Annotated in this window: 28 protein-coding genes and 1 riboswitch; of the genes, 12 read left to right on the top strand and 16 right to left on the bottom strand. The window is 52.6% G+C overall.

Translation table 11 applies throughout. The features are described 5' to 3' along the window. Positions 1-184 precede the first annotated feature (184 nt). The 4 genes from KJS42_RS14680 (at position 185) to KJS42_RS14665 (ending at position 3,552) form a co-directional block, all read left to right on the top strand. Positions 185-1,774, top strand: a complete 1,590-nt coding sequence (locus KJS42_RS14680) for an ICP22 family protein (protein ID WP_213623283.1) — start codon at positions 185-187, stop codon at positions 1,772-1,774. Between the two features lie 2 nt (positions 1,775-1,776). Continuing rightward, positions 1,777-2,361 carry a signal peptidase I SipW gene (gene sipW / locus KJS42_RS14675; protein ID WP_155606196.1) on the top strand — a complete coding sequence of 195 codons (585 nt, stop codon included), beginning with the start codon at positions 1,777-1,779 and terminating at the stop codon, positions 2,359-2,361. A gap of 116 nt (positions 2,362-2,477) precedes the next feature. Then, entirely contained in the window at positions 2,478-3,065 is a 588-nt protein-coding gene (locus KJS42_RS14670) for a TasA family protein (protein WP_193417384.1), read from the top strand. A gap of 151 nt (positions 3,066-3,216) precedes the next feature. Continuing rightward, positions 3,217-3,552: a helix-turn-helix domain-containing protein gene (locus KJS42_RS14665; protein ID WP_193417383.1), complete on the top strand. Its 336-nt coding sequence runs from the start codon at positions 3,217-3,219 to the stop codon at positions 3,550-3,552. A gap of 257 nt (positions 3,553-3,809) precedes the next feature. On the opposite strand, the gene KJS42_RS14660 is transcribed toward KJS42_RS14665, so the two are convergent. Then, entirely contained in the window at positions 3,810-4,103 is a 294-nt protein-coding gene (locus KJS42_RS14660) for a YuiB family protein (RefSeq protein WP_155606193.1), read from the bottom strand. A 251-nt stretch (positions 4,104-4,354) separates the two neighbouring features. On the opposite strand from KJS42_RS14660, the gene hemQ reads away from it, so the two are divergent. After that, entirely contained in the window at positions 4,355-5,101 is a 747-nt protein-coding gene (gene hemQ, locus KJS42_RS14655; protein WP_155606192.1) for a hydrogen peroxide-dependent heme synthase, read from the top strand. A gap of 52 nt (positions 5,102-5,153) precedes the next feature. Here hemQ and KJS42_RS14650 read toward each other — a convergent pair whose 3' ends face one another. After that, a complete protein-coding gene (locus KJS42_RS14650) occupies positions 5,154-5,405 on the bottom strand; it encodes a hypothetical protein (RefSeq protein ID WP_155606191.1) in 252 nt (83 codons plus the stop codon). Between the two features lies 1 nt (position 5,406). Further along, the gene (locus KJS42_RS14645) at positions 5,407-6,600 is read right to left on the bottom strand and encodes an NAD(P)/FAD-dependent oxidoreductase (RefSeq protein WP_155606190.1); all 1,194 of its coding nucleotides are present in this window, start codon (positions 6,598-6,600) and stop codon (positions 5,407-5,409) included. 420 nt (positions 6,601-7,020) lie between these two features. Between KJS42_RS14645 and KJS42_RS14640 the strand changes: the two genes are divergently transcribed. Continuing rightward, positions 7,021-8,019, top strand: coding sequence for an NAD(P)/FAD-dependent oxidoreductase (locus KJS42_RS14640; protein ID WP_213623282.1), 999 nt, complete (start codon positions 7,021-7,023; stop codon positions 8,017-8,019). A 394-nt stretch (positions 8,020-8,413) separates the two neighbouring features. On the opposite strand, the gene sda is transcribed toward KJS42_RS14640, so the two are convergent. Both sda and KJS42_RS14630 read right to left on the bottom strand, forming a co-directional pair. Continuing rightward, positions 8,414-8,557 (bottom strand): sporulation histidine kinase inhibitor Sda, encoded by a 144-nt coding sequence (gene sda, locus KJS42_RS14635; RefSeq protein WP_155606188.1) that lies wholly within the window; start codon positions 8,555-8,557, stop codon positions 8,414-8,416. A gap of 225 nt (positions 8,558-8,782) precedes the next feature. Continuing rightward, positions 8,783-9,445, bottom strand: a complete 663-nt coding sequence (locus KJS42_RS14630) for a YheC/YheD family protein (RefSeq protein ID WP_213623281.1) — start codon at positions 9,443-9,445, stop codon at positions 8,783-8,785. 195 nt (positions 9,446-9,640) lie between these two features. Here KJS42_RS14630 and KJS42_RS14625 point away from each other — a divergent pair, with 195 nt between their 5' ends. Together KJS42_RS14625 and KJS42_RS14620 are read left to right on the top strand one after the other, a co-directional pair. Further along, a complete protein-coding gene (locus KJS42_RS14625; RefSeq protein ID WP_213623280.1) occupies positions 9,641-9,865 on the top strand; it encodes a hypothetical protein in 225 nt (74 codons plus the stop codon). A 172-nt stretch (positions 9,866-10,037) separates the two neighbouring features. After that, a complete protein-coding gene (locus KJS42_RS14620) occupies positions 10,038-11,231 on the top strand; it encodes an AI-2E family transporter (RefSeq protein WP_244868491.1) in 1,194 nt (397 codons plus the stop codon). Positions 11,232-11,282: 51 nt separating this feature from the next. Here KJS42_RS14620 and KJS42_RS14615 read toward each other — a convergent pair whose 3' ends face one another. Beyond that, entirely contained in the window at positions 11,283-11,639 is a 357-nt protein-coding gene (locus KJS42_RS14615) for a HesB/IscA family protein (protein WP_193417378.1), read from the bottom strand. A 211-nt stretch (positions 11,640-11,850) separates the two neighbouring features. Between KJS42_RS14615 and mqnE the strand changes: the two genes are divergently transcribed. Continuing rightward, positions 11,851-12,957 carry an aminofutalosine synthase MqnE gene (gene mqnE, locus KJS42_RS14610; protein WP_155606184.1) on the top strand — a complete coding sequence of 369 codons (1,107 nt, stop codon included), beginning with the start codon at positions 11,851-11,853 and terminating at the stop codon, positions 12,955-12,957. Positions 12,958-13,013: 56 nt separating this feature from the next. Next, positions 13,014-14,075, top strand: coding sequence for an NAD(P)/FAD-dependent oxidoreductase (locus KJS42_RS14605; protein ID WP_213623279.1), 1,062 nt, complete (start codon positions 13,014-13,016; stop codon positions 14,073-14,075). A gap of 27 nt (positions 14,076-14,102) precedes the next feature. Here the strand turns inward: KJS42_RS14605 and KJS42_RS14600 are convergent, their stop codons facing one another. Continuing rightward, a complete protein-coding gene (locus KJS42_RS14600) occupies positions 14,103-14,345 on the bottom strand; it encodes a YuzB family protein (RefSeq protein ID WP_155606182.1) in 243 nt (80 codons plus the stop codon). Positions 14,346-14,423: 78 nt separating this feature from the next. Between KJS42_RS14600 and KJS42_RS14595 the strand changes: the two genes are divergently transcribed. Next, complete coding sequence (locus tag KJS42_RS14595; protein ID WP_155606181.1) at positions 14,424-14,669, top strand: NifU family protein; 246 nt, start codon at positions 14,424-14,426, stop codon at positions 14,667-14,669. Positions 14,670-14,762: 93 nt separating this feature from the next. Here KJS42_RS14595 and KJS42_RS14590 read toward each other — a convergent pair whose 3' ends face one another. From KJS42_RS14590 to KJS42_RS14555, 8 genes are all read right to left on the bottom strand, one after another. Further along, entirely contained in the window at positions 14,763-15,536 is a 774-nt protein-coding gene (locus KJS42_RS14590) for an SDR family oxidoreductase (RefSeq protein WP_213623278.1), read from the bottom strand. A gap of 363 nt (positions 15,537-15,899) precedes the next feature. Beyond that, the gene (locus KJS42_RS14585) at positions 15,900-16,781 is read right to left on the bottom strand and encodes a MetQ/NlpA family ABC transporter substrate-binding protein (RefSeq protein WP_155606179.1); all 882 of its coding nucleotides are present in this window, start codon (positions 16,779-16,781) and stop codon (positions 15,900-15,902) included. 63 nt (positions 16,782-16,844) lie between these two features. Beyond that, a complete protein-coding gene (locus tag KJS42_RS14580; RefSeq protein ID WP_213623277.1) occupies positions 16,845-17,513 on the bottom strand; it encodes a methionine ABC transporter permease in 669 nt (222 codons plus the stop codon). Further along, a complete protein-coding gene (locus KJS42_RS14575) occupies positions 17,513-18,529 on the bottom strand; it encodes a methionine ABC transporter ATP-binding protein (RefSeq protein ID WP_213623276.1) in 1,017 nt (338 codons plus the stop codon). The genes KJS42_RS14580 and KJS42_RS14575 overlap by 1 nt, the downstream gene beginning before the upstream one ends. 106 nt (positions 18,530-18,635) lie before the next feature. Then, a riboswitch (SAM riboswitch) is annotated at positions 18,636-18,797 on the bottom strand. A gap of 95 nt (positions 18,798-18,892) precedes the next feature. Continuing rightward, on the bottom strand, positions 18,893-19,609 hold the full coding sequence (locus KJS42_RS14570) for a Cthe_2314 family HEPN domain-containing protein (RefSeq protein ID WP_155606176.1): 717 nt from the start codon (positions 19,607-19,609) through the stop codon (positions 18,893-18,895). Between the two features lie 14 nt (positions 19,610-19,623). Then, positions 19,624-21,390 carry a UbiD family decarboxylase gene (locus KJS42_RS14565; RefSeq protein WP_213623275.1) on the bottom strand — a complete coding sequence of 589 codons (1,767 nt, stop codon included), beginning with the start codon at positions 21,388-21,390 and terminating at the stop codon, positions 19,624-19,626. A gap of 132 nt (positions 21,391-21,522) precedes the next feature. Beyond that, positions 21,523-22,491, bottom strand: a complete 969-nt coding sequence (locus tag KJS42_RS14560) for a COX15/CtaA family protein (protein WP_213623274.1) — start codon at positions 22,489-22,491, stop codon at positions 21,523-21,525. Between the two features lie 137 nt (positions 22,492-22,628). Continuing rightward, positions 22,629-22,997 (bottom strand): thioredoxin family protein, encoded by a 369-nt coding sequence (locus tag KJS42_RS14555; protein ID WP_155606173.1) that lies wholly within the window; start codon positions 22,995-22,997, stop codon positions 22,629-22,631. 152 nt (positions 22,998-23,149) lie between these two features. Here KJS42_RS14555 and KJS42_RS14550 point away from each other — a divergent pair, with 152 nt between their 5' ends. Next, positions 23,150-24,445, top strand: a complete 1,296-nt coding sequence (locus KJS42_RS14550; protein ID WP_213623273.1) for a DUF2515 family protein — start codon at positions 23,150-23,152, stop codon at positions 24,443-24,445. Positions 24,446-24,760: 315 nt separating this feature from the next. On the opposite strand, the gene KJS42_RS14545 is transcribed toward KJS42_RS14550, so the two are convergent. Beyond that, positions 24,761-26,389: a putative polysaccharide biosynthesis protein gene (locus KJS42_RS14545; protein ID WP_213623272.1), complete on the bottom strand. Its 1,629-nt coding sequence runs from the start codon at positions 26,387-26,389 to the stop codon at positions 24,761-24,763. Positions 26,390-26,434 lie beyond the last annotated feature (45 nt).

The following is a 26,434-nucleotide window of genomic DNA, read 5'->3' as shown; positions in this document are numbered from 1 at the left end:
AATCGTCGGATTTGCGATTTTCCTTTTTTCGATCCTATCAGGTATATTCGAATCACGGAATTCGTTCTCTATAACGAACATGTTAACGAACGAATAGCGACTTACCTAGAAAGGAGCGACTATTCTGCGAAGATCTCGTGCTGAAGTAATCCGCAAATTACGCAAAAAGCGGAAGAAACAAAATATGGTCAAATCGCTGCAATCCGGATTAATTCTCTCAACCCTGCTCTTGTGGACTTCTCAGCAGGTCGGAACGACCTTTGGCGAATTCACCAGCGTGCGCGAGGACAACTCGGAAATCAAGGCTTGCCGCGTATTTCCGAGCCAAATCGAAAGCCAGCTTGCATTGTTGGCCGAGCACCTGGAACGGGCCGCTTCCTTAAAAGGAAAATTAATCGGCGCGACCCTGACCCGCGCTGCGATAGATACAACGACTCCGATCTCGGCTCCGGTACTCCCGGACACGGTCGCCCCCGCTCCACCGGCGGATCCATCCTCCACCGACGCGGTATTCTCTGGCGGCGACGAATCTGGCAGCTCGGAGGTTATCGCAGATTTCTCTGCGAGTCTGCAGATGGAGACGGCCGCCGATGGGTTGTCGACGCGAATTAGCGAACTCAATGCCACGATTCAACAGCTGCAGCAGCAGTTGGCGTTAAATCAGTCTATATGGCAGGAGCTGGTGCAGGAACTCGCCGCCGCGACAGCCGTTATTCACGGGCTAATGACCTCGCTGAATGATTTGGAGCCCAATTGCGCGGAGATCACGCAAACGACGCTGCTTGATCGCATTGCCGACCTTCTGAAGGGCAGTGGTTTACTGTCCGGCCCACTTCGCGGCACGCTGCAAGAGATCCTGAGCTACTTGCGTTCCATCCAGCCTTCCGATTTGTCGATCTCGAGCGATGGATTCGCTGCCGTTACTTTCGCCAGTCCGTTTGCCGGGATGTCAACTTATGACGATTCGACCTTTAGCAATCCGGTTGGCGGGGAAGATCTCGCCTATTTTGAGAGCGTGCAAGCCTCTCTCGAATCCGCCATCGCCGGTTTAACTTCCGAGATCTCCGGTCTCGAGGCGCAGCGAGCCCAATTGTTGGCAGAGGCAGAAGCGCAGCGACTGGCCGAAATTGAACGGGTGAAGCAGTTGGAGGAACAGAAAGCCAAAGAAGAAGCGGAACAAGCCGATAAAGACCCAGCCAACCCGGATGAAAACGTCGACCCAAGCGGCGACGACAATCAATCTGGGGAGGGACAGCCGGCGGAAGAAACACCTGAAGGTGAAGCCCCCCCTACGGTGGGCGACGCTGGTGACGGTGCGGTTCAACCTCCTGCAGACGACGAGTCATCGGAGGACGCAGAGAGTGATGCTGCAGACGACGAAGTTACGGACGACAACGCTACGGAGGATGGCGCAGTAGACGAGGCAGATGACGAAGGTTCCTCCGACGAACAACCGCCGGCTTCCGACGATTCGGTCGGACACGAACCTACTTCAGATCATCCGAACCCACCGGCAGGCGGTGACCCCGTTGCTCTTCCGCCTGACGTACCTGGAAGCAACGACACGCCGGTGCTGGAATCTCCGCTGCCGCCCGCGCAGCCGGATCCGTTGGACGATTTGGTCCTGACGAAACCGGAGGATGAACTCCCGGTCAACGACGATGACGTGACGGACGATGAGGATGAGGAAGACGAGATGGACGATGAGACTGTCGAAAACTCCACCCCGTCTGCGGTCCCTACTCCCGCAACTCTATCGAAAGCAGGTGAATAAGCATGCGGATTCGTAAGTGGCTAGGGAACGCGCTGACGTTCCTGATGGCGGTAGCCTTTTTTACCGTGGCTGGCTCGGTCGTGCTCTCGAAAGCGTCCGGCGGCGAACCGAATTTCTATGGATATCAATTGAAAACGGTTCTGTCCGGCTCGATGGAGCCCTCCATCCCTACCGGTTCCGTTGCGGCCATTAAACCTGGCGGCGATATGACCCGATTCACCGTAGGCGATGTCATCACCTTCCGGTCGAATGATGACAAACTGATCACTCACCGCATCGTCGAGGTGACGCACGACGAGCAAAGCGGGCAGGTGCTATACCGGACCAAAGGCGATAACAATGGGGCCGCTGACTCGGATCCGGTGAATCCAGCCAATGTCACCGGCGTTTATACCGGCTTTAATGTTCCTTACATTGGCTATGTATTAAGCTTCGCCGGGACGAAGACGGGAAATGTCGCTCTGCTGATTATCCCTGGACTCCTCTTGTTCCTGTACGCGCTCGTTTCCCTATGGAAGGCGATCGCCGGGTTGGAGGATAAGAAACCAGACCCGAACAAAACACAGCCTGACGCCAAGGCATCCTAAAACGAGATTGACACTTTCACCCAATTGAAGCAAGTATGATTCGGTTGTTCTCCTTATGTATTCATAAGGATGCAATATATAAAAAAATCTTTTTAAAATCAGGGAGGAATTCAGGAATGGGTATCAAAAAGACATTAGGTTTCGGAGTAGCAACTGCAGCACTAGGTTTGACATTGATCGGCGGAGGCACGTTCGCGTACTTTAGCGATACGGTAGAAACGACCGGGACGTTCGCCGCTGGTACATTGGATATCAACGCGGATCCAACGGCGATTGTAAATATCGGTAACTTGAAACCAGGCGACCATATTCCTCGTACGTTCAAACTCAAAAACGACGGCACACTCGATATCAAAGAAGTGCTGCTGAAAACGAGCTATACGATTACGAATCGAGCCGGCGCTCCAGCGAACACGGACGACTTCGGCAAACATATTAAAGTGAAATTCTTGTACAATTCCGACAAGTTGAATGACGTTATCTACGAAACTACGCTGTATGATCTGCAAAATCAAACTCCGGATGCCGTTGAAAGAGGCTTCTTCCTCGGGGAACGCAGCGGCTTGAGAGCTGGCTCCATCGATACCATGATCGTTGATTTTGAATTCGTGGACAACGGCCAAGACCAAAACCAATTCCAAGGCGACGCCTTGAACCTGAAATGGACGTTTGAAGCTAAACAAGGCGCTGGCGACGTCAAATAAGATCGGACCATCCGAAGCAGAACACCTTGCCCCGCTCCTGGGACTAAGGTGTTCTTTGCTTAGGTTAAATTCCGACTTAACGCCTTTGTCCGATCTCGTTTATTCTGATATAATGACATCAAAATTATTCTGATAGAAGGGCGACGGCTACATGGCAGAACATATTGGCGAGCGTATTCAGAAAATTCGGCAAGACCGAGGGTACTCCTTATCCGAGCTGGCGGAGAAGGCGGATGTGGCAAAATCCTACCTCAGCAATGTTGAACGCAATATTCAATCGAACCCCTCCATTTCCTTCATCGAGAAGATAGCCGACGCTCTAAACGTCTCGATCAACCTGCTATTGTATGGCGACCGCCCCGCACCGGAATTGCTTGATCCGGAATGGTCGGAGCTGGTACAGGAAGCGATGACTTCGGGCGTCAGCAAGAAGGAGTTTAAGGACTTCCTCGAATATCAGAAGTGGAAAAGAGACCAGCAGGAATAACGGTACACGCAAAAAAGCGCGAGACGTCAGGGACGATCCCATGACGATACTCGCGCTTTTTGAACAACTTCTAAAAGTGCATGTTCAAAAAGTCAGGTTTTCAGGACCGAGAAGGTTGGATGAAGCTAGGGACTGAGTAGCGCAGCGTACGTTTTAGGTACGTGAGCAACGGAGGACCCGGCTGAATTCAAGATTCGACGTCGAATCTACTTCTCATGCTCTGCTTCGTTATGGAAAGATGACTTTTTGAACCACCTTTAAAACATTTTGTAACCGCCTAACCGCAGTTTGCGGATGGTCCACCCACTCAGAATCGCCCCGCACAGCCCGGCGAACGCCGTCAAATAATCAACCAGCCGGAACGACGCTAGGTAAGCGCCAAAGCTCCGATCATGATCCCATAGGGTGTACACCACAATCGGTAAAATCACGATAATGAAAACGTATGCCGGAAACCAGGTTGTTTTCATCAGCATATTCAGAATAAAGCCGATGCCGAACATCATCACGAAGAATAAAACCATCAGCACCAGTACGATGAGCCAACCCATCGCTTCCCCACCCTTCTAAAGGTCATTCAAAAAGGCATCTTTGGACGAGCACGAGGCTCGCTCGAACTATAACATAAATCACACGAAATCAAGCTAGTAGTTAGTTTACTAGATATTATGTAACGAAGCAATGAACTTTGCATGAAAATTAGATGAATCGATTTGCCCCGTTTAGGCACCTTGCGCTACAATAAGAAGCGTAATGTACGATTCGTGAATGAGGATCAGAATCTATCTAGGAGTGATTATACATGAATGAAGCTACCCTAACCTTGGAAGGTTGGTATGCGCTTCACGATTTCCGCACCATCGATTGGACCGCCTGGAAAGCGGCGGATGACGAGGAGCGCGCTGGAGCTCTGGAGGAGCTGCACACGTTCCTGAAAGATTGGAACCAGATGGAAGAATCCAAGACGGGCAGCACCGCCGTGTATTCGATCGTCGGCCAGAAAGCCGATATCGTGTTCATGCACCTGCGCGAAAGCTTGGAAGAGCTGAACGCATTGGAAACGGCCTTCAACAAAACGACCTTTGCTGAGTATACGAGCAGAGCATACTCTTACGTCAGCGTTGTTGAGTTAAGTAATTATCTTGCTTCCGGCGGCGGTGACCCGAAGGCGAACCCCGAGGTGATGGCGCGGTTGCAGCCGATCCTTCCGAAATCCAACCATATTTGCTTCTACCCGATGAACAAGAAGCGGGAGCTGAACGATAACTGGTACATGCTGTCGATGGACGAGCGTCGCGAGATGATGCGTAGCCACGGCCTGATCGGCCGCAGCTATGCCGGCAAAGTGAAGCAAATCATTACCGGCTCCGTCGGCCTCGACGACTGGGAATGGGGCGTGACTTTGTTCTCCGATGACGCGCTGCAGTTCAAGAAGCTGGTCTATGAAATGCGATTTGACGAAGTCAGCGCGCGTTATGGCGAGTTTGGTGCCTTTTATGTTGGCAACCTGTTAAATGCCGAACGGTTAGACGATATGCTAAAGCTGTAACTCACACAACTAAAGAAGGGTGTGCCTGCTCCAATGAGCGGCACACCCTTTTCTATTCTTTTCCTTCTTGTTCGGCCTCTAGCGATTTCAAGAACTCCGCCGTCGCCCGATCGCGATCACGGCTCTTCTCCTTCAAACGTTCGATGGCCGGCAGAATGAGAAGGTCAACTTCCTTCTGGACCGTATAAGCGAAATCGTATTGCTGCTGCGATTCCAGATAAGAGCCCACTTCCATCAAGGCGTTATAGCGATCCAGTTCCTCCCGTGTTAGCAGTCCCCGAACCTGTACGCTGCAATGACGCATCTCAGAAGAATCTTCCTTTTTTCAGTACGAGCGGAATCCCGCCGATAATGAAGAGATAACGCATATCGACCAACTTCTTCAATTGAGCTGCAACCCAGCCTTTGTACTTCTTGCCAAATGCGCTGGCAACAGCTTCCCCTTTGCCAAGCGAAGCCACCGTTCCTTTGTTGCTGAACACAAATTTCTTGAGGTCCTTGCCGCGGATCGACGCCACCACGTTTTGTGCGCAAGTTACCCCTTGCTGCATCGCGATTTGCGCCGTTGGTGGGTACGGACGACCCTCCGGATTGAACATCAGCGAGTTATCTCCAATGATAAACACGTTGTCATGGCCGGGTGCGCGCAAATAATCGTCGATTTTCACCCGTCCGCGCGCGGTCTCGAAGCCTGCCGCCTCGATCAGACGGTTGCCCCGGATTCCCCCGGTCCAAACGACCGTTTGCGACTTAATTTCTTCACCGGTGGCCAAAATAACACCATCCGGCGTGCATTCCTTGATCGCTACGCCGATTTTGAACTGAACGCCCTTCTTCTTCAGCACGTCCATCGCGTACTCAACCAGTTCAGGATCAAAGCCCGGCAAAGCCGTTGGCGCAGCTTCAACATTGTACACATTCACGAAGTTCGGATCCACGTCGTATTCCTTGCACAGCTGCGGGATCCGGTCGGCCAACTCGGCCACGAACTCGATGCCGCTGAAGCCTGCGCCGCCGACCACAAAGTTCAGGCGGTCGGTCCGGCTTTCGTCCATTTTGTACATTGCGAATTGATATTCGATATGCTGACGGATCAGGCGAACGGAATTGATGCTGCGGATCGTCATCGCATATTCCGTTAACCCTGGAATGCCAAAAGATTCCGGCTCGCCGCCCAGCGCGATAATCAGATAATCGTAAGAAAGCGTTCCGTCCTGCAGCACGACCTTCTTGTCGGCCAGACGAATTTCCTGTACGTTCGATTTCACAAGGTCGATTTTGAATTCGTCAATTAATTTGGAAATCGCCACTCGGGTATGTTCGATGGAGTCTGTCCCGGCAGCCGGCATATGCAGATGTGTCGTAAAATAATGATAGTCGTGCCGATTCACCAGGGTGACGTCCGCTTCATTGTAATTCAACTCTTTCTGCAGCCGCTGCGCGGTAAGAATGCCGCCATAACCCGCACCAAGAATTACAATTTTGGGTATGGTACTCATGTATTTGTTCTCCTTCCAATTTTGCACACTCTATATTTGAATTAAACCAAAAAACGCAATGTGAAAATTAACACATAAAAAACCATTCTTTCGTACCATATTCCACCGTTTCATGTAATCAGAGACATTTGTCACAACTTAGTTTAACCCTTATTTGTAGGATGATCAAAAGCCTTCTGTCGTATAATCATAAATGTACTTTTTTCGTCACAAATATGAGTGCATACATTTGAATGATATCGACTTTTGCCTAAAAGATCAAGTCTTATTTTACCTGTAACTATAGGACTTTCAACGGATTATTTTCCATATTTTCGACAGTTTTGATCTTACCTTTGCAAGTAGGGGTGTGACGATTATAATAAAGTAGAATTGACATTATAGCTAAAGAAAAAGAAACCATCTGGAGGTGTTTGGCCCGTGTCATCCCAAAACAACGCCGAATTCACTGATCTCCTGATTATCGGGGGCGGACCGGCGGGCATGTTTGCCGCATTTTACGGCGGAATGAGAAAAGCTTCCGTCAAACTGATCGAAAGTATGCCTCAGCTTGGGGGGCAAGTAGCTGCCCTCTACCCTGAGAAATATATTTATGACGTGGCCGGCTTTCCTAAAGTGACGGGCCAGGAGCTGATCAACAACTTGAATGAGCAGTTAAAGCTGTTTGAGCCGGACATTCGTCTGGAGGAACGGGTGCTGCAGATCGAGAAGAAAGAGGATCGCCATTTTGTGGTGACGACCGACAAGGACGTACACTATGCGCGTGCTTTGATCATTACCGCGGGAGTTGGCGCCTTCGAACCACGTCGTCTTGAACTGGAGAATGCCTCCCGTTTTGAGAAAACCAATCTGCACTATTTCGTCAGCGACATGAACCGGTTCAGCGGAAGGAAAGTTTTGATCAGCGGCGGCGGTGATTCCGCTGTCGACTGGGCGCTGATGCTGGAGCCGATCGCCGAGCAGGTCACGTTGATCCACCGCCGCGACAAATTCCGGGCGCATGAGCATAGCGTTGAGAAGCTGATGGCTTCCCGGGTGCAGGTCATTACGCCTACGGAAATCGCGGAGCTGCATGGCGACGAGCGAATCGAGCGCGTCACACTGGCAGACGTAAAGACGAAAGAAACCCAAGAGATCGCCGTGGACGACGTTATCGTCAATTTTGGGTTCGTCTCCTCCCTGGGACCTATCGCTGAATGGGGTCTCGACATCGAAGGCAACGCCATTGTCGTCGATTCTCGGATGGAAAGCTCGATTCCCGGCATCTTTGCCGCGGGTGACATTACGACATATCCCGGCAAATTGGACCTCATTGCGGTAGGATTTGGCGAAGCACCGACAGCGGTCAACAATGCCAAGGTCTACATCGATCCGGAAGCGAAGCTGTCTCCGGGACACAGCAGCAACATGAAGCTGTAGTTATATAGAGGCGCTTCGCGTTTTACATGTTCTGACAAAGAAAAGGGTATCTTAACTTTACGGAAGATTATGCCGTAAAGGAGAGATACCCTTTGCCATTTATATGCCCGTTATGCAACGGCTTGGCTGCTATGACCGCCACCTGCCCCGATTGCGGATACGTTCTGGAGAATGCGGGAAAAAAAGAAGACTACGCCGGGCCTTATAGCCCTTACGGCTCCGCTGACCAATATACTTCAGCTATCTCCGTGCGTATTCCTTCCGGCTGCGAACATGTCGTGCAGTGTCCGCATTGTCATGAAGCTTATATATATCATGTCAACGCCTGGCAGGCGCCTTGATGGTTGGGGATAACTTCATAATTAAACTGGGAGATAGCCAGGTTGTCCACAATTCAGTGCAGAACGGACGGCGCGGCAAGCTCTAATTCGCGTTTGCGGATTTCTGCTAACAGCAGTGCGATAAACTCCCGATCCAATTGCAGTTCGGTCGCCTTCTGATAGGATTCCAGGAGCAGCTCATTCGTTAACAGCGCCATTGATAACACATCCTTTCTAGTATTTTCCTCATCATAACAGGAAAAGTTTAGTAGAACAAGTGTTCCGGTTATCCACAAACGCTTGTGGAAATCCTGTGAATAACGTGTTAGTAATTATCGAAAAGCGTTGAAAAAACTAATGGGACAATGTGGATAAAAGTTATTCACAGGACATTTGTTCCCATAATTCTCCAAAATTTTTTTTTGACTGTTGTCTATCTCAGCTTATTGCGGCCGGGTGTTTACTTCAAAAATCCAGATCTTCCCGCTCCGGTCTACGCCATAATCAAACCCCAGTTGACCGATCCCCGGGAACCGGGACTCCAATATTTGTACGCACGTATTGGTCAACGAGCGCATCTCCCGCCGTTTATGTCCGGAAGCTCTGCGGCTTAACGAGCGGCCGAGCCCTTCCCTTGCACTGAGCATCGTTCCGCCTTTACACAAATTGGTTACGAACAGCCCGGGACGAGCCAAACGGCCGACCATGGAACGATACACCCAGGCTCCGTTCTCTTTAACGACTTTCACTCGGTAGTCGATCGGTCGTCCGGCGATCCGGGCCAAATGAATCCCTTGCTGGATCATGTACTTGCGCCCAACCTTCACTCGGTTCAATGCCCGGTACATCGCCTCAAAGCTTCCAAAGCCATACCTCCGGGACATGTACGTAAAAGCATAAACGCCGCCAGCATAAGTCACTTTAATCACGCCATAACCCCCGCCGCCGCGGAGCGGCTTAATCACGACCATGCCGAACTGATGCAGCATGCTCCTTAACGAATCGGCACCGTACAATCGGGTTTGCGGTATGTGGGCGGCCACGTCCGCGTTGCTTAGAAGCGCCTCGGTCTTGAGCCATTTGTTGGCCAATTGTCTTCCCGCCATGACACCATCCCCTTTCTCGCACTATACGATATATTACTCATTTGTAGATTGATATTCTTGGATGATTGTCCAAGGCGTAAGCCCTTTCTCCGAAGCGTCCGTCCACAGGCTCTTTCTATGCAAAAGGAGGGATTTCGCGTATATTAAGGGGGGACATTGGTCTATACCTAGCAAAGGAAGGGGAAATCAAAAGCTTTGAATACGGGGAATTCTTCGTTTGAGGCGAATCTGTTTGAAGTGCTGTACTGGTTTGCCATGATCGCCATGTCGCTGGTGCTGGCAGGCATCACCGTCGCTTTGTTCCTCATGGGCTTGAAAATGGCCAAGACGACGCGCAAAGGCCTCGGAATGGGATGTATCGTTTTTTCCCTGGCCGCCGCCTCCCTGGTCGTCATGATGGTGAACCGGCAATTTTTCTAAAACGGGTTGGGGCAACCGCCTGACCGCTGATAAAAGGCTCGGATCAGCGCCTGCGGGCGAGGGCCGGGCTTTTTCCATAAAATTGTGGAAACCAACTCCCTTTTATACGTATTACTACATAGAATTCATCGTAGCTTGGATAGCAAAGGAAGATACAGGAGGGTCAAAAGGCATGGGAAGTACGCAACCCTGGGGAGACCGATTTAAGAGGTTTTTTCTAAATAACCGATTCGTGGTATTTCTGCTCGTCGTTTTACTGATTGGCTTAAACATTCTGGTATTCGCCAAAATCCCGTTTGTGTTCAAACCGCTTACGGTACTGTTAAAAACCGTACTGCTGCCGATACTGCTGACCGGGGCGATCTATTATCTGCTGAACCCGCTGGTCGATTGGCTGGAGACTAAGCGAGTCCGCCGAGTCTACACCATTACCGGCTTGTATCTGTTTATCGCAGGGATCCTTACGGTGCTGATTATGACCGTTATCCCGTTAGTTCAGGAGCAGATCACGAGTTTAATCGAAAATTTGCCGAAATATATAGCAGAGGTCCAGCGGCAGTTCGAAAGCTTGATCGGCAGCAACTTTTACCATCAGGTCCAAGAGTCTACCGGTTTTAATCTCGAGGACCTGTCGAACTCGTTGTCCGAGCAAGGAAATTCCCTACTGAACAACGCCTGGTCGGGTCTCGGTGGCTTTCTGGGCGCGATCAAGAACGTCGTGCTGGCGATTGTCACCGTGCCGTTCATTTTATTTTATCTGTTAAAGGACGGCAAGAAACTGCCGAAATTCATCCTGCGTTATGTGCCTGTTCGCTTCCGTGATCAAACCCATCACGTGATGACCGAGATGAATGGCCAAATCAGCTCCTACATCCGCGGGCAAATCATCGTCAGCTTCTGTATTGGGGCGCTGATGTACGTTGGCTTTCTGATCATCGGCCTGGATTACTCCCTGACACTCGCCATCATCGCTTCATTCACGAGCATCGTACCGTACCTCGGACCGGCCATCGCGATTACGCCGGCGATCATCGTTGCCATCGTCACGTCACCGATCATGCTGTTGAAGCTGATCGTCGTGTGGACAGTCGTCCAGCTGATCGAAGGCAAGTTCATCTCGCCGCAAATCATGGGGAAGACGCTGCGCATCCATCCGATTACGATCATCTTCGTCATCCTGACCGCCGGCAATCTGTTTGGCGTGCTGGGCGTCATCCTAGCCGTGCCGGGTTACGCCGTGTTAAAGGTCATCTTCACCCATTTGTTCCAATGGTTCGAACGGCGCTCCCATTTGTACGAGGAGACAGATGGTCCTGTTACTGACCAAAATGTAGATCCCGCGACCGAGGACAAATTGCCGCAATAAACAAGAGGGACTCTTCCAGATGGAAGAGTCCCTCTATATGCGTTCTTCGTATCAATCGCAAGCTTGCGGTTGACCTTCCTCGTCCTTAAAGCGGAACGATTGGCCGCAGCCGCAGGTGGCGATGGCGTTCGGGTTGTGGATGGTGAACCCGCCGCTCATGCCGGATTCCTTGAAGTCAATCTCCAGGCCGTTCAAGAAGCGGACGCTCTCCTTATCTACAACTACCTTAAGCCCTTTGATGTCCAGGTAGACATCCTCTTCACTCTCCTGATCATCGAGACCCATGCCATAGGAGAAGCCGCTGCAGCCACCGGGATTTACTCCGACTCGCAGAAACATGTTTGGGGTTTCTTCTTCTTCTAACATATCTTTAATCCGCGCCATGGCGCTGTCGCTAATGGTAATCATCGTGTACTCACTCCTTAAAAGTTCGTCAACTATACATAAATTATACTCCTTCTCCCCCTCCCGCTCAACAAATGGTGATATTTCTTGTTGCCAATTCCTTTTCTTCTCCTAAGTCTTATTGCCCGCTTGGGATGTGAGGTTTATAATAGGTAGGTAATTCATACAGTTAGAATACGAGGCATTTCATGCATTTGGAAACGGAGGGAACGTCATGTTTACTGTAGTCACCCCAAACACCGATAAGAGAATGGCCGAAATTGTGGACAAAGTCCGGCAAGGCGAACGTCTCACCCTCGAAGACGGTGTTTATTTATATGAAAGCGATGATATATTGACCATTGGACAATTAGCCAATGAAGTGAATTTGCGCAAGAACGGCAAGAAAGTGTATTTCATCGAAAATATGAGCCTCTACTTCACGAACGTCTGCGAATCCCACTGTGCATTTTGCAGCTTCCGCAAGGATCAAGGAGAAGAAGGGGCTTATACGCTTTCCGGGGAGGAAATGGTCGCTTACGTGAAGCAGCATATCACCCCGGGCGTCCGCGAGTTTCATATCGTAGGCGGACATAACAACCATGTTCCGTTCCAATATTACGTCGATTCTCTTAAAGCGATGAAAGAGAATTTCCCAAACGTCACGATCAAGGCCTATACGGCGGCGGAGATCGAATTCTTCACTCGGATCAGCGGCCTGAGCACGAAGGAAGTGCTGCTTCAATTGCAGGCAGCCGGCCTTGAATCATTAACCGGCGGTGGCGCGGAAATTTTGTCCGACCAGTACCGGGAGAAGATGAAGGTCGAGAAAGCCAACGTCGACCAATATCTGGACGTCCATCGGACCGCGCACCAGCTCGGAATGAGAACGCCAACCACCATGCTATATGGCTCAATCGAATCCTATGAGGACCGGATCCGCCATATGATTCAAATCCGCGACCTGCAGGACGAAACGGGCGGGTTCCAGGTCTTTATCCCCCTGTCCATGCAGCCGCGCAATAAGAACGCCAGCATTATGCGCCGCAACTCGGCTTACGAGGATCTCAAGACGATTGCCATCAGCCGGTTGATGCTGGACAACATTCAGCACATCAAAGCTTACTTTATCAATATCGGCGTTCAGTTGACGCAAGTGGCGTTGACCTTTGGCGCTTCAGACGTACACGGCACGATCCTGAAAGAGCAAATCAGTCATGCGGCCGGCGCGCAAACCCCGGAAGGGCTGACGTTAAAGGAATTGATCTGGCTAGTTAAAGGTGCTGGACGCATCCCAGTTGAACGGGATACCTTCTACAACGAGCTTCGGGTATACGAATAATTCCGTCCGCAGTGAGCCCGCGGCAATTTCACGGCAAAAAAGGGGAATCGTCACGTATGAGGCAATTCGTTGTGCTTGGAGGAGGATATGGGGGGACGGCCGTCATTCATGAGCTGTATAAAGCTCCTATTCCTTCGGATGTGCAAGTCGTCTTGGTCGACCGGATGCCTTACCAGAGCCTGAAGACCGAATATTATGCGCTGGCGGCCGGGACGGCCAGCGATTATGAATTGCGCGTCTCCTTTACCGCTTACCCCGGCCTGGTTCTAACATACGGCGAAGTTGAAGCCGTCGACATGGACCGGCAGTTGATTCATTTCGCGGAGGGGGATCCGCTGGAATATGACCAGCTCGTCATCGCATTAGGTTGTACCGATAACTATCACCATGTCCCCGGCGCTGCCGAGTTTTCGTGCAGTATCCAGTCGTTTGCTTCGACTCGTGAAACCTATATGCGGCTGAACAATACGAAACCCTATGGGAAAATCAACATCGTTGGCGGAGGACTAAGCGGCGTGGAATTAGCCGCCGAGTTGCGGGAAAGCCGTCCGGATTTGAACATTTCGATCATCGACCGCGGCTCTCGCTTGCTTTCCGCTTTTCCGGCGAAGGTGTCCGATTATGTCGCCAAATGGTTCCACGAGAATGACGTCGAGATGCGATCGATGATTTCGATTCAGGCCGTGGAATGCGACGTGATTCACCATGAGCAAGGGGAAATCGACTCCGATGTGACCGTGTGGACGGCCGGGATTCAACCGGCAGCGATCGTGCAAGCACTGGACGTAACCAAAGATCGGCAAGGACGCGTTCTATTGAATGAATTTTATCAGATTCCCGAACACCCTGAGGTGTTCGTCTGCGGCGATTGCGCAAGCTTGCCCTTCTCGCCGAGCGCCCAGGCGGCCGAAGCCCAAGGCGCTCAGATCGGACAAATTACCGGGGCTTTATGGCGGGGAGAGACGCCGCGGTTATCGCAGATTAAGCTTAAGGGAACGCTGGGCTCGTTAGGCAAAAAAGCCGGGTTCGGCCTGATGGGCCGAGCACAGGTTACAGGCCGCGTCCCGCGTCTGCTCAAAAGCGGCGTACTATGGATGTCCAAACATCATATTGGATAAACGAAGGAAGGGAGCGTAGCCAAGGCCTCAAGTGGCCTCCGGATGTGTCTCCCTGATTTTTTGCAGGATCCGTTCCGCGAGCTGCTCAGCGTCTTCCCCTTCTACCTGCTCCCCGTCAACCAGCACGTACGGGAACAGATAACAGGTACCGCAAGCGGTTAGGCAGCCGTATTCATATACGTCGCAATCCACTTGTTCCTTCACTTGCCGGATCGCTTCCCCTGTACCTAAACTGGCGTTATTCGCACAAAATTCAAGGATCGGTTTCATCTTCCGTCCTCCCCATGAAGAAGCATTTAAATTTTTGACTTTTTGTAATATAATAAGGCAAGAAAGGAGTTGAATACAATGAGTGAAAGCGTACAAGATCAATTGTATGATGAAGTATTAGAAGTTTTGGACAAACTGCGGCCTTTCCTGCAGCGTGACGGTGGCGACGTTGAACTCGTCGACGTTGAAGACGGCATCGTGAAGCTGAAATTGATGGGTGCCTGCGGTAGTTGCCCAAGCTCCACCATCACCCTCAAAGCCGGGATCGAACGCGCCCTGTTTGAAGAAGTAGAAGGCGTGGAAGAGGTCGTTCAAGTATTCTAACTTTGCAATCCATGAATGATTAGCTCTTCAGCAGGAGGGTTTAAACGAACTCGGCCCCCGGCAAATTGCCGGAAGGCCGGGTTTTTTGTTAGTTCAGGAGGGTTTAATCCATGGTCGGATCGGGTCAAGCCCCCCAGAGATATCCATGATATTGCCAGTGATAAAATCGGAGTCCGTATGGCACAAAAATGCGATCACGCGGGCGATATCCTCCCCGCTTCCCGGCCGTCCCAGCGGCGTCTCCCCATCCTGAAGTCCGCGGACTTCATGGATCGACATCTCCTTGTGGCCCCCGCGGATATCCCCCGGGCAAACCATGTTCACCGTGATGCCATAAGGCGCCTCCTCGACGGCCAGCGTCTTCGTAAAGGACACAAGCCCGGTTTTGGCTGCCGCATAAACGGCCCGGTGGGGCCAGGCGCGCGACTCGGAGGCATGACCAAACCCGAAATGGATGATCCGCCCCCATCTCTTCTCCCGCATCCCCGGCAGCACGAGATGATCCAGCAGCAGGCTGCCGACCAAATTCCCCTCGATCATGCCCAACACTTCGCTCTGGCTGTAATCGGCAAACAGCTTGCGTTCCCGAATAAACGGTCCGGCATTGTTGACCAGAATATCAATGGTCCCCAGCTGCTCGTTCACCTGACGAGCCAGTTCCTCGCTTTGCTCCCGGCTCGATACATCGGCTTGCACTACGATACAACGTACGCCAAGTCGCTCGATGTCCGATCGGAGAGAGAGCGCTTCCGCTTCGCTATGTACGTAATTTAGTGCAATATGGCACCCTTGCTCTGCTAGGGTCAGCGCAGTTTTCTTCCCGAGGCCTTTCGCGCTTCCGGTAATTAAGGCGACTTTGCCGTGCAACGTTGTTCTCCTCCTCCCAGGTGCAGTTACCCTTAAGTATAAAAGATTTGAGGGATTCCCACAAACTGCAGTTGCCAACGCTCACCCAAATGCAAAAGTGCAGTTGAATATCACCCAAAATCCCCTAACCATCGTGTTCAAATGCAAAAGTGCAGTTGAATTCACGTCAAAACGGTCTCTTGGGGCCGATTCACCTCCAACGAGATGTACTTTTACCTTTCATTGGCCAATAATCGGAGATTTACCGAAAATGAACTGCAGTTTTGCAGTTGAGAGAAGGTGGGCGTGCCTAACTGACCGTAAAAGAGTAAGATAAAAAAAAACCGCTGCACACGCAGCGGGACATGTCTGCTTCTTTACTACTTAGAATACCGGTACCAAAGCGCCTTGGTAAGTGTCGTTGATGAACGTTCTAACCTCATCGGAAGTCAGAGCTTTCGCCAGCTTCTGGATTGCTTCGGAATCCTTATTATCAGGACGGGCAACCAGAATGTTCGTGTACGGCGATTCCTTATCTTCGATGAACAAAGCATCCTTCGTCGGATTCAGTTTCGCTTCCAGCGCATAGTTCGTATTGATCAGCGCCAGATCGACTTCGGCCAATTGGCGAGGCAACATGGCTGCGTCGGTTTCGATGATTTTCAGGTTTTTCGGATTTTCTACGATGTCCTTCTGCGTTGCCGTAATTCCAGCTTCGTCCTTCAGCTTAATCAACCCTTGCTTCTGCAGCAGCAGCAGCGCGCGACCGCCATTGGTCGGGTCGTTCGGGATCGCCACTTTGGCGCCGTCCGGAATTTCTTCCGTGGATTTATATTTGTTCGAGTAAGCGCCAAACGGTTCAACGTGAACGCCTACGACCGAAACGAGGTCAAACCCGTTTTGGGCATTTTGCTCGTCCAGGTAAGGCTGATGCTGGAAATAGTTCGCGTCCAGCTCTTTTTCATACAGCTGTACGTTCGGCTGCACATAGTCGGTAAACTCTTTCACTTCCAGCTCCACGCCTTCTTCCTTCAGCTTCGGCGCGATAAACTTCAGAATATCGGCATGCGGTACGGTAGCACCTACAACCAGCTTCACCGGTTCTGCTGCCGTTTGGTTCCCAGCATTCGCTGCATTCCCCTCAGCAGCCGATGTATTTCCAGCCGTGTTACCTTCAGCTCCGTTATTGGCGGCGTTATTGCTGCCGCAAGCGGCCAACACCAACACCAACACGAGTGTAAGTAAAGATAATGTCCATTTTTTCATTGCAGGTTCTCCCCCTTAAGAGTGTTTTTTGAATAAGGATACTTCTATCTATTTAGGATTTCCTTATTTCCGCGTAAAAAAGATCACTAGCCGGTCTCCCAGCATTTGCAGTACTTGCACCAGAATCACCATGAAGATCACCGAAACGATCATGACGCCCGTTTCGTACCGGTAATACCCGTAACGGATCGCCAGGTCACCGAGTCCACCTCCGCCTACCATGCCTGACATCGCGGTATACGACACCAGCGTGACCACGGTAATCGTCATGCCTGCGATCAAGCCGGGCAGCGATTCCGGGAGCAGCACCTTGCGGATGATCTGGAAGGTGGAAGCCCCCATCGCCTGGGAAGCTTCAATTACCCCGCGGTCAACCTCGCGCAGCGCCGTTTCCACCAGACGCGCGAAGAACGGGGCTGCCCCGATCACCAGCGGCGGAATCGTGCCTTCCACGCCGGTGGATACGCCCATGAGGGTCCGCGTGACCGGAATCAAGGCGACGATCAGAATGATGAACGGTACCGAGCGAAGAACGTTCACGATCAGCGAAATCAACCGGTAAACCCATCCTAATACCAAGGATTGGGAACGCGAGAAAGTGAACAGCAATACCCCGAGCGGGAGCCCGATCACGAAGGTGAACAAGGTTGCATACCCCATCATCTGCAAGGTATCCAGCGTAGCTGTGCCCATCTCCGACCAATCAATGGCTCCGAGGTCCAGTCCTCTCATTACTCGATCACCTCCACGTCAAGATCGCGTTCCTGCAAGAGCGACAGCGTGCGCTCTACCTGGTCGTCTTCGCCTTCGAACGATACGGTCAGTTGACCATACGGAGTATCCTTGATCGTGGAGATCGTTCCTTGCAGGATGGCGAAGTTGACGCCAGTTTCCCGCACGACCTGGGACAACACCGATTCATAAGTTTTCGCGCCCAGGAACGTGATTTTCACCAGCCTGGACCACTCCGGATGCGGTACGGAAGCCGCCAGTCTCACGCCTTCTTCCCCCGCCGCCTCCCGGTGAATGAACTCCCGGGTCACCATGTGCTTCGGTTTCAGGAACACTTCCGTTACCGGACCTTGCTCCACGATGCCGCCTTCGTGAATGACCGCCACCCGATCGCAGATGCTCTGGATGACGTGCATTTCATGCGTGATCAGCAGAATCGTCAATTGGAATCGCTTGTTGATGTCAAGCAGCAGCTTCAGGATGGAGTCCGTCGTCTGCGGATCCAGCGCCGAGGTGGCTTCGTCGCACAGCAATACGTCGGGGTCGCTGGCCAGCGCTCGGGCGATTCCAACCCGCTGCTTCTGACCGCCGGACAGCTGCGCCGGAAACTTATGACGATGCTCCTCCAATCCGACCAAGGTAAGCAGCTCGTTTACTTTCTCCGCAATCGCCGCCTTCGGCGTTCCGATCAGCGCAAGCGGAAATGCGATATTATCGTATACGGTCGCCGAGGAGAGTAGGTTGAAATGTTGAAAAATCATGCCGATTTTGCGGCGCTGCTGCTGAAGCTCCCGCTTGCCAAGCTTCGTGAGCTCAACCCCGCCGACCCACACCTCGCCTTCGGTCGGACGTTCCAGCAAATTGATACAACGGATTAAGGTGCTTTTGCCGGCGCCGGAGTGACCGATAACGCCGAAGATTTCGCCTTTGCGAACGCTAAGGTTCAACCCGGACAGCGCGGTGGTCGCCGTTTTTTTGGTGCCATATATTTTGGTAATCTTTTTAAGTTCGATCAATCGGCTAACCTCCTGTTCCTAGCATAGACAATTATCGACCGGCGTATGAAAAAACAGAAAAGAGCCCTACAGATTCAAAGGGCTCTCTTTACGTAAAGACAATGCCTTCTCATCTGCCAAAACCATCTGCTCACAAACGCATTGGTTTTGAAGGAATTAGCACCATGACATTCGGTCCCATGACTTCAGCGGAATCAAACTTCCGCATCACGGGTGAATCGGTTGCTGGGCTTCATCGGGCCTTTCCCTCCGCCTCTCTCGATAAGAAAAATATGAAATTGTAGAGTCGTTAATTGAAACTATTGATGAGTATAATGAGTTTTGCCCATTTTGTAAAGAGAAAAAATAGGAACGGCGGATCGATCAGACCGCCGCTATTTTTTTCCAACGTTGATTAATGTAGTCAAACACCGTGAAATACGTGTCGCAAACCATACGGTATCCCTGTTCCAGTTCGCGGATATGCTGATCCAGATCCTCCAGGGCGACTTTCCCGAACAACGCCTGATGACGCTGCCACAGATCGTCCTTCATCTCCGAGTTCATGTAATGAATCTCCGTGTTTCTCCGCCGGCGCAGAACACCCAGGGCTTCCCGGTAGGTCTCTTTAATGGCGATCAACTGGTTCCCAAGCTCGGTATGGGTCTTCAGATAAGCGAACTGGCGCAGCACGGTAAAATAAGAGAAATGCATCTTTATCTTCGAGGTTTTCAAATCGAACAATTCGTTGAGCACCGTTCCCAGCTTGTCCAGCGCCGAGAATACGCGGATGAAGCCGTCCTTGTAAAAATAGACGTACCTCGCATAATCGGACCGCTCAACCGGATCCATGTCCTCGACGGATTCCGTCCGCACCTTTTTGCGGAAAAAGGCGGCGGCAAACAAAGATTGTTCGAGTTCATCCAACGAAGAGATCAAGCCGTGTACCCAAATCTCCAGCTTGCGGAAATCGTGTGAAGGATCCTGATGCTCTTTGATTTCCTTTTGCAGCAGCTTGATCGTTTGCACCATCGCGTCGATCGTTTCAGCTAGCCGACCCTCGTTTTGCCGAGGCGGCTCGCCAAGCAAGCTTCGCAGCATAGGCATACCCCGTTTCACAGAAAGTAGGATTTCCAACGTTGATCCACCAAGGAGACGATGTCCTCTTGCGGGAACAGCTCATCCGGATAACCCGGCTTCATGCGGGCATCGATAACCAGCGGCAGACCGTAGGACAGGTGATGTTGGCGTATTTCGGAATCAGCGTAAATATCGCTGGCCGGATTAAACCGTGTAAACACTGTCCATAGAAACGCCGTCTGATCGTGGGCCGCTGCCTCGGCGTTATCCACCAGTACCACAAACGGCCAGGCAGTCCCGCGTTCGCGAAGACGGCCAAGCAACCGTTCGGCAAGCTCCGGCTCGTCCTCATAGGATGCACCGGAAACGACAAGACATCCGTCATGAAAAACTTGGATTGAACGGATTTCGGCGATCTCGCCTTCGTCATACGCACGCGGCAACTCACGTACAGGATCCCCAACGCCGATCAATATCGCCTTGCTGCCATGATTCAGTTTATGGCCGGTATAATCCAGCGTGTCATGCGACGTGTTGTTGAGAATAAACAGATCCGTACGCGGATCGAAACGCTCCAACACCGTCTTGAGCAGCAGGCGGAAATCCGCCAAGTCGATCAGCTTGTCCGTCAGCATGAGGAATTTCGTTAGCGACAGCTGGCCCTCCCCCAGGATGCGGAACGCCGATACGAGGGCTTCGCGGGAGTAACTCTCGCGAACCACGGCCGAGCTCAAGGCATGGAATCCGCTCTCCGCGTACGTCCAAAGGGAGCGAACATTAGGCATCACGATCGGGAACGCTGGCGATAGCAGCTTTTGCAGAAAATCACCTAGGTAGTAATCCTCTTGCCGCGGTTTGCCGACGATTGTTGCCGGATAGATCGCGTTCTTCCGATGCCACATATGGTTCACGTGCAGCACCGGGAATTCATGTTGCAAGGAATAATAGCCGAAATGATCGCCGAACGGACCTTCAAGTCGGCGTTCGTGCGGCGGTACGAGCCCAGATATTGCGAATTCCGACTCGGCCGGAATCCGGTGGCCGCCCAGCGGATTCTCTGCCATCGGGAGCTTTTCGCCCAGGATGAAAGAAGCGACCAGCAACTCGGACAAATGCTCGGGAACCGGCGAAATAGCCGAGGCCACCATGGCCGGCGGGCCGCCCAGGAATACGGAAACCGGCAAAGGCTCCCCGCGTTTCTCGGCTTCGTGGTAGTGGAACCCTCCGCCTTTCTGGATCTGCCAGTGCACTCCGGTCGTCTGATCGTCGTACAGCTGAATCCGGTACATCCCCAGGTTATTTTCTTTCGGCTGCAGCGGATTTTCCGTATACACGAGCGGCAGCGTGATAAACGGGCCCCCGTCCTTCTGCCAGCTCGTCACTTTCGGTAAATCCTTCAAAGGCGTTTCCGTCCGGCAGACTTCGAGGATCGGGGCTTCGTTCTTGGACACGGTTTTCATACCGACCTTCAAAACGTCGCGAATCAGCCCCCGCTCATTCCAAATCGCTTTGGGCGTTGGCGGCAGCAATTTATGTATCGCCTCGACCAGTTGGTTAGCAAGCATCTCGGGCCGAGGGCCAAAAGCCATTTCCACCCGGCGAGGTGTTCCAAACAGGTTGGTTGCCACCGGGAACGGCGTTCCTTTGACATTGGTAAACAGCAAAGCGGGGCCGCCGTCATCAATGACCCGCCGGTGAATTTCGGCCAACTCCAGATAGGGATCGACCGGCACGTCGATGATGGCGAGGTCGTTTTCTTTTTGCAGCGCATCGATCCATTGTCGCAGGTTCTTGTAACTCATCTTGTTGTCCTCCTATAAAAGACGGAATTGTCGTCCGTTCCTCACATAACGTTCGCTTATAGACAAAAGTATACCTTATCCGTGCAGCCGCTTGAGCGTCCGTCATTCTACAGATTCATGACAATCGCGTTGTCAAACCGCCTTGCCGGCCGACGTCGCCTGTACCTCGGGTGTTCGGCTCAACTGCCAAGTCCGGACGCTTAAATAGCAAAGGACTCCGAATAAAGCGGCCAATACGATAATGTGCGCGAGCGAAGCGAACAAATAAACATCGTAGTTGTTTAAGGTCAGCACAATGGTGGCCCCGGTGAACACCTGGACGATCACCAGCAGCGTTGCGGCGACACCCAGCTTGCGGATTTCCGGCAGACCGGGATGCTTGCGGAAGGCAAAGTGACCTACCGTGGCTATTACGACCAGCAGCAAAGCGGCCGCAACCCGGTGCAGAAAGGCGATGCCTTCCCCCCCGGACAGTTCGGGAACGAGTTGCCCGTTGCACAGCGGCCAACCGCTGCAACCGCCGGCCGAGTCCGTATGGCTGACATACGCGCCGATATAGACAACGATATAGGTGTAGCCGGTCGCTATCCAGGTCAGATTACGGAACGCCTTAGAAACCCGAGCCGAAGGTGCATAGTCAGAAGACTGTGCATTAACTTGTCCGCGCTCCTCCTGGCGAACGCCCAGCACCAGCATGATCGAGCTCGCGAAGGCGATCAACGAGAACCCAAAATGCAGCGCCATGACGGCAGACGACGTAGGATAGATCACCGCCATCGCTCCCATAACGGCCTGTACCATAACGAAGATGAGCGCAAGCAGGGAATAGATCTGGAGGTCTTTACGGTTCTTCCGATACAACCAAAAGGCGACAAACGCCGCCAAAGAGACCAATCCAGCCGCCCCGCTGACGGCACGGTGGGAATATTCAATCATCGAAGCAAGTGTATGAGCAGGAACAAATTTCCCGTGACAAAGCGGCCAATCGTTGCCGCAGCCCAATCCCGATTCCGTCTTAGTCACGACGCTGCCGCCTAATGTGGCCAGAAACATGACAAAACAGGACGCGTAACTGAGCCATTTCAAATATTTCGTATTCAAACGGTTCACACCTTTTAGTTAATCGATAAATCCTTTTCATTATAACCGATCAACTAACTTCTTTCATAGAAAATGTTGAAAAATAGACACCGCCGCAAGGGAAACCCTGACGGCGGTGTGAGGAATATAATGGATTTTTACAGTGTATCCCGTGTTTCCGGCGTGTCATGCAGCGTATGGTACACGTCCAACGCCTTGTTCAGGAAATTTTCAATTTCCTCGCGGGATTTGCGTAGCTTGTTCACGAACCGAACCAGTTCGCGGCCGTCAGTATAGGCGACGAAACTCGGGATGCCCAGAATGTTCTGCTCCTGGCTGACATCGCCGACCTGATCGACATCCACCTCGATCAACGTTAACCGGCCTGCGTATTTCTCCTCGACATCTGGCATAAACGGATCTATGAATTTGCAATCCCCACACCAGTCCGCTTTGAAGACCGCTACGATCAGGTTGCTGGATTGGATGCTGACTTGAAACTCCGCGGGAGACGTTATTTTTTTCATAAGGCCATCCTTCCTTTCCTTCAGGTACTTCTAGTCAACCAAAAGCGGGAGTGGAAGTCAAATGTTTCGGACATACTAATTACTAATACCGTAGTATGTCTTGTTGGCCGCCAAATATTCGCAGTTCGGGAAGAAGGGAGGGCGGAAGCACAATGGAGGATTCTCGCCAGACCAAGGGGAAAGCCATCAATTTGCGGCGATTGATGTTCCGCCTGCCCGCCGCATTTTCGTCTATGCTCAGAAGCAAAACCGCTTCCCTCTCCGATTCGTCCCGAATGCGGAAAGAGACGGTTTCTCTAGGTTGGAACGAAGCGGCTGCCCGCACGGTGATTAACGATATCGAAGAACAACTACGGCGCAACACGTCGTCTAGGCCTACGCCAGCAGGAGAGGAGTACAGCGCCGAGGATTTACGGCTTGCCGAAACCATTGCAGAGGAAACTCGCGTAGCCGGGGCGAGCAATATCAGCCGAACTGCGGCTTATCTTGCCTGCTATCAAGCCTGCCCGGAGCTGCATTGGGCTTTTCTCGCGCACATGGTCTCGCGGAATGCCGGCTGGAACATGACGGACCTGCACAGCAGCCGGATCGCCGATGTGGTCGACGCTGAGGAGAAGCGGCTGACCTATCGGTTTCTAGAGCGCAGCAACGCGTTGATCTTCCAAGATGCCTACCCGCAGCTAAGGTTGTACATGAAGAGCCGGGAGCTTGGCGCTAGTCGGTTCCACCTGCTGCCGTATTTTCACGTATCCGGGTTTATGCGCCCATTCTGGGAACGGTTTTGGATCGACCGCGGCAGTGCCTTGCTCACCGTGGGACTGATCATCAATGAGCAGAATTATATCGAAAAACGCGTCGTACGCCATCCTTACTTCCAGAAACATGTGACGGGTAAAATGAACTTTCGCCTGTTCAGCCTGGCCGGATTAAACCAGGTGGTGTTCCCGCTGAGTGAACAGGCGGAAGACGAGGCTGCCGGGGGCGAGGCGCGCCGCCTTGCGGGGCGCACCGTCTCCGACTTCGGCAGCCTGCCGGCCCGCATCGCGTTAGGCAAAAGCCTATACGCGATGCTTATGGGCTACCGCGCCGTGCGCAGCGGCGCGGAGCGGTTCGCCGCGAGCGTGCCGCATAGCGGCTCGCGGGCGGATTATTGGCCGGAACTGTTCACGGCCAATTTGGAAGAAGCTCTGACCGCCAAGGTGCAGGGGTCAGAGCTTCTGGAACAGGAGACGCTGCCGCCGGGCCAGCGTCTCTACAGCCCCAAGCTGCTGAGCGCTTGGGGCGACACCGCCTATGAGCCAATCTCCCGGGAGGATTGGCTCAAGGATACCCGCGCGCTGGATGGCATCAGCGCGCCGAAGGCGCCGTTCCTGTGCGACATCAGCCGGTCGCACAGGAACGGCATCCTCGAGACCGCATTGGTGCACGATGCGGTGGAAGACCGCTGACCCGCGGGGAGCTTGGGTTGCCTGGGCGGCCTTCGGCGCCTTGGCCACCTCCTCTGGTCGGCTCTTTTCACCATTATCCCGTATGGTCAGGGAGCTGAATTTATAAGGGAAATGGAGTATCCCAGCAGCAACATCTCCTCCCTGGCCTGAGCCAAAGGGATAATGGTGCAGAAGTGACATACGACTCCTCGACCTGAACCAAAGGGATAATCATGCAAAAAGGCGCCAAGCGCAACTCCCCAAACTGAACCAAAGGGATAATCGAGCAAAGGCGCCAATCGATAGAATGAAGGCGGGCGGACCGCCGATCTTGTTTTATCCCACCTGTCGGCCTCCGCGCTGCAACCGCATCAGCGGGGACAGCACTTTGCGAAGCGGTGCCGGATAACCGGCCAGCTCGTCCTTCCGGATGACGCGCAACAGGATGAGAAGCACCGGATACAGCGCGACAACCGCCACGCCAACGATGCAGCAGGTCAGGAAGAAAGCGACGCGCGCCGGCATCAGATCCACCATTTGGATCCCCGCTTGATTCAAGCCATATCCCACACCCGACAACGCGACAATCGTCAGTACGAACCCGCCCCAACGGCTGCCCATCAGCGAGAATGGAACGATCTGCTTCATCGCCCGTACATTCAGCAGCGTAATCACGAGGAAGCAGAGACCGGTGGCGATAATGATGCCGTAAATCCCCCAGAACTGAGCAAGCACATAGCTGGCCGCCAGCTTCACAAGAATCCCGATTGCCACGTGTACCATCGATAAATTGGCTTTACCTACTCCAAGCAGAATCGAGTTGCTGGTCATCATCGTGATTTGAAAAATCGTCGCGAACGTCAGCAGAGCCACAATGCTGCTGCCGTCCCGGGTGCTAAACAGCAGCCCGTTCACGGAATAAGCCGCGGTGCCCAGCGCAAGGATGATCGGCATCCCGCTCAGCACCGCAACCCGCATCGCTAACGTTACCTGGCGCTGCAGATGCTCCTGATCCTTCCGCGCGTAAGCAGCGGAGATAATAGGCACCAGCGATTGGCTTAGCGCAATCGCCAAAATCGGCGGAATACCGGCGATCATCTGCGCACGATTCCCAAGAATGCCGAGGATATACGTAGCTTGTCCGGAACCGATTTGTCCGGTTAGCAGCGGCTTCAGGATCGAGTTATCGATGAAGTTCACCGCCGGAACCGCGAGTGCGGTGAGCACGATCGGAATCGATAGCTTAAAAATCTCCGCATAGATCCGTTTAAAGGACATCCGTCCGGTGATCTTTTCCATCTTCTCTTGCCCAGCGGATTGGTCCTTCCGCGACAATTTCATGCTGTACACCAACATGACGACCAGCGCGGCCACCCCGCCGAGCACCGCGCCAAATGTCGCGCCGGCTGCAATTTGCTCGCCCGAGTATCCCCAATGGAACAGCACAAAAGCCAAAATAATGCCGGTAGCCACCCGTACGATTTGCTCAATCACCTGCGAAACCCCGCCCGCGATCATGATATTCCGACCCTGTAAGTAGCCACGAATGATCGCAATCAGCGGGAATAGCAGCAGTGCTGGAGCCAGGGCACGAATCGCAACAACCGATTCCGGAACGCCGGAAGCCTCGGCATAATAAGGCGCAAGAACAAACAGTAACGCGAACATAACGACGCCTGCCACGCCTGCAAATAGCAATGCCGCCTGATAGACGCGACGCGCTTCCTCGGGCCGGTTCAGCGCGTGCCGCTCCGACACCATTTTGCTCAGCGTACTCGGAATGCCTGCCGTCGCTAAAGTTAACAGCATGAAATAAGCCGCATTCGCTTGTGAATACGACGCGTTCCCGATATCTCCGAGAATGTGCTCCAACGGCACGCGCTGGAACAGGCCGAGCACCCTCGCGATCAGCGCGGCCCCCGCCAAAATTAACGTACCTTTAACAAACGATTCCTTCTTGGACAAAACCAATTCCTTCTTTCCCGCAATCCTGATGAGTGCTCTGATGAG

Source organism: Paenibacillus sp. J53TS2, assembly GCF_018403305.1.
In the GTDB taxonomy this organism is placed as follows: Bacteria; Bacillota; Bacilli; order Paenibacillales; family Paenibacillaceae; genus Fontibacillus; species Fontibacillus rhizolycopersici.
Note: the sequence above shows the minus strand (reverse complement) of the source record. Positions and strands in the feature narration are given on the sequence as shown.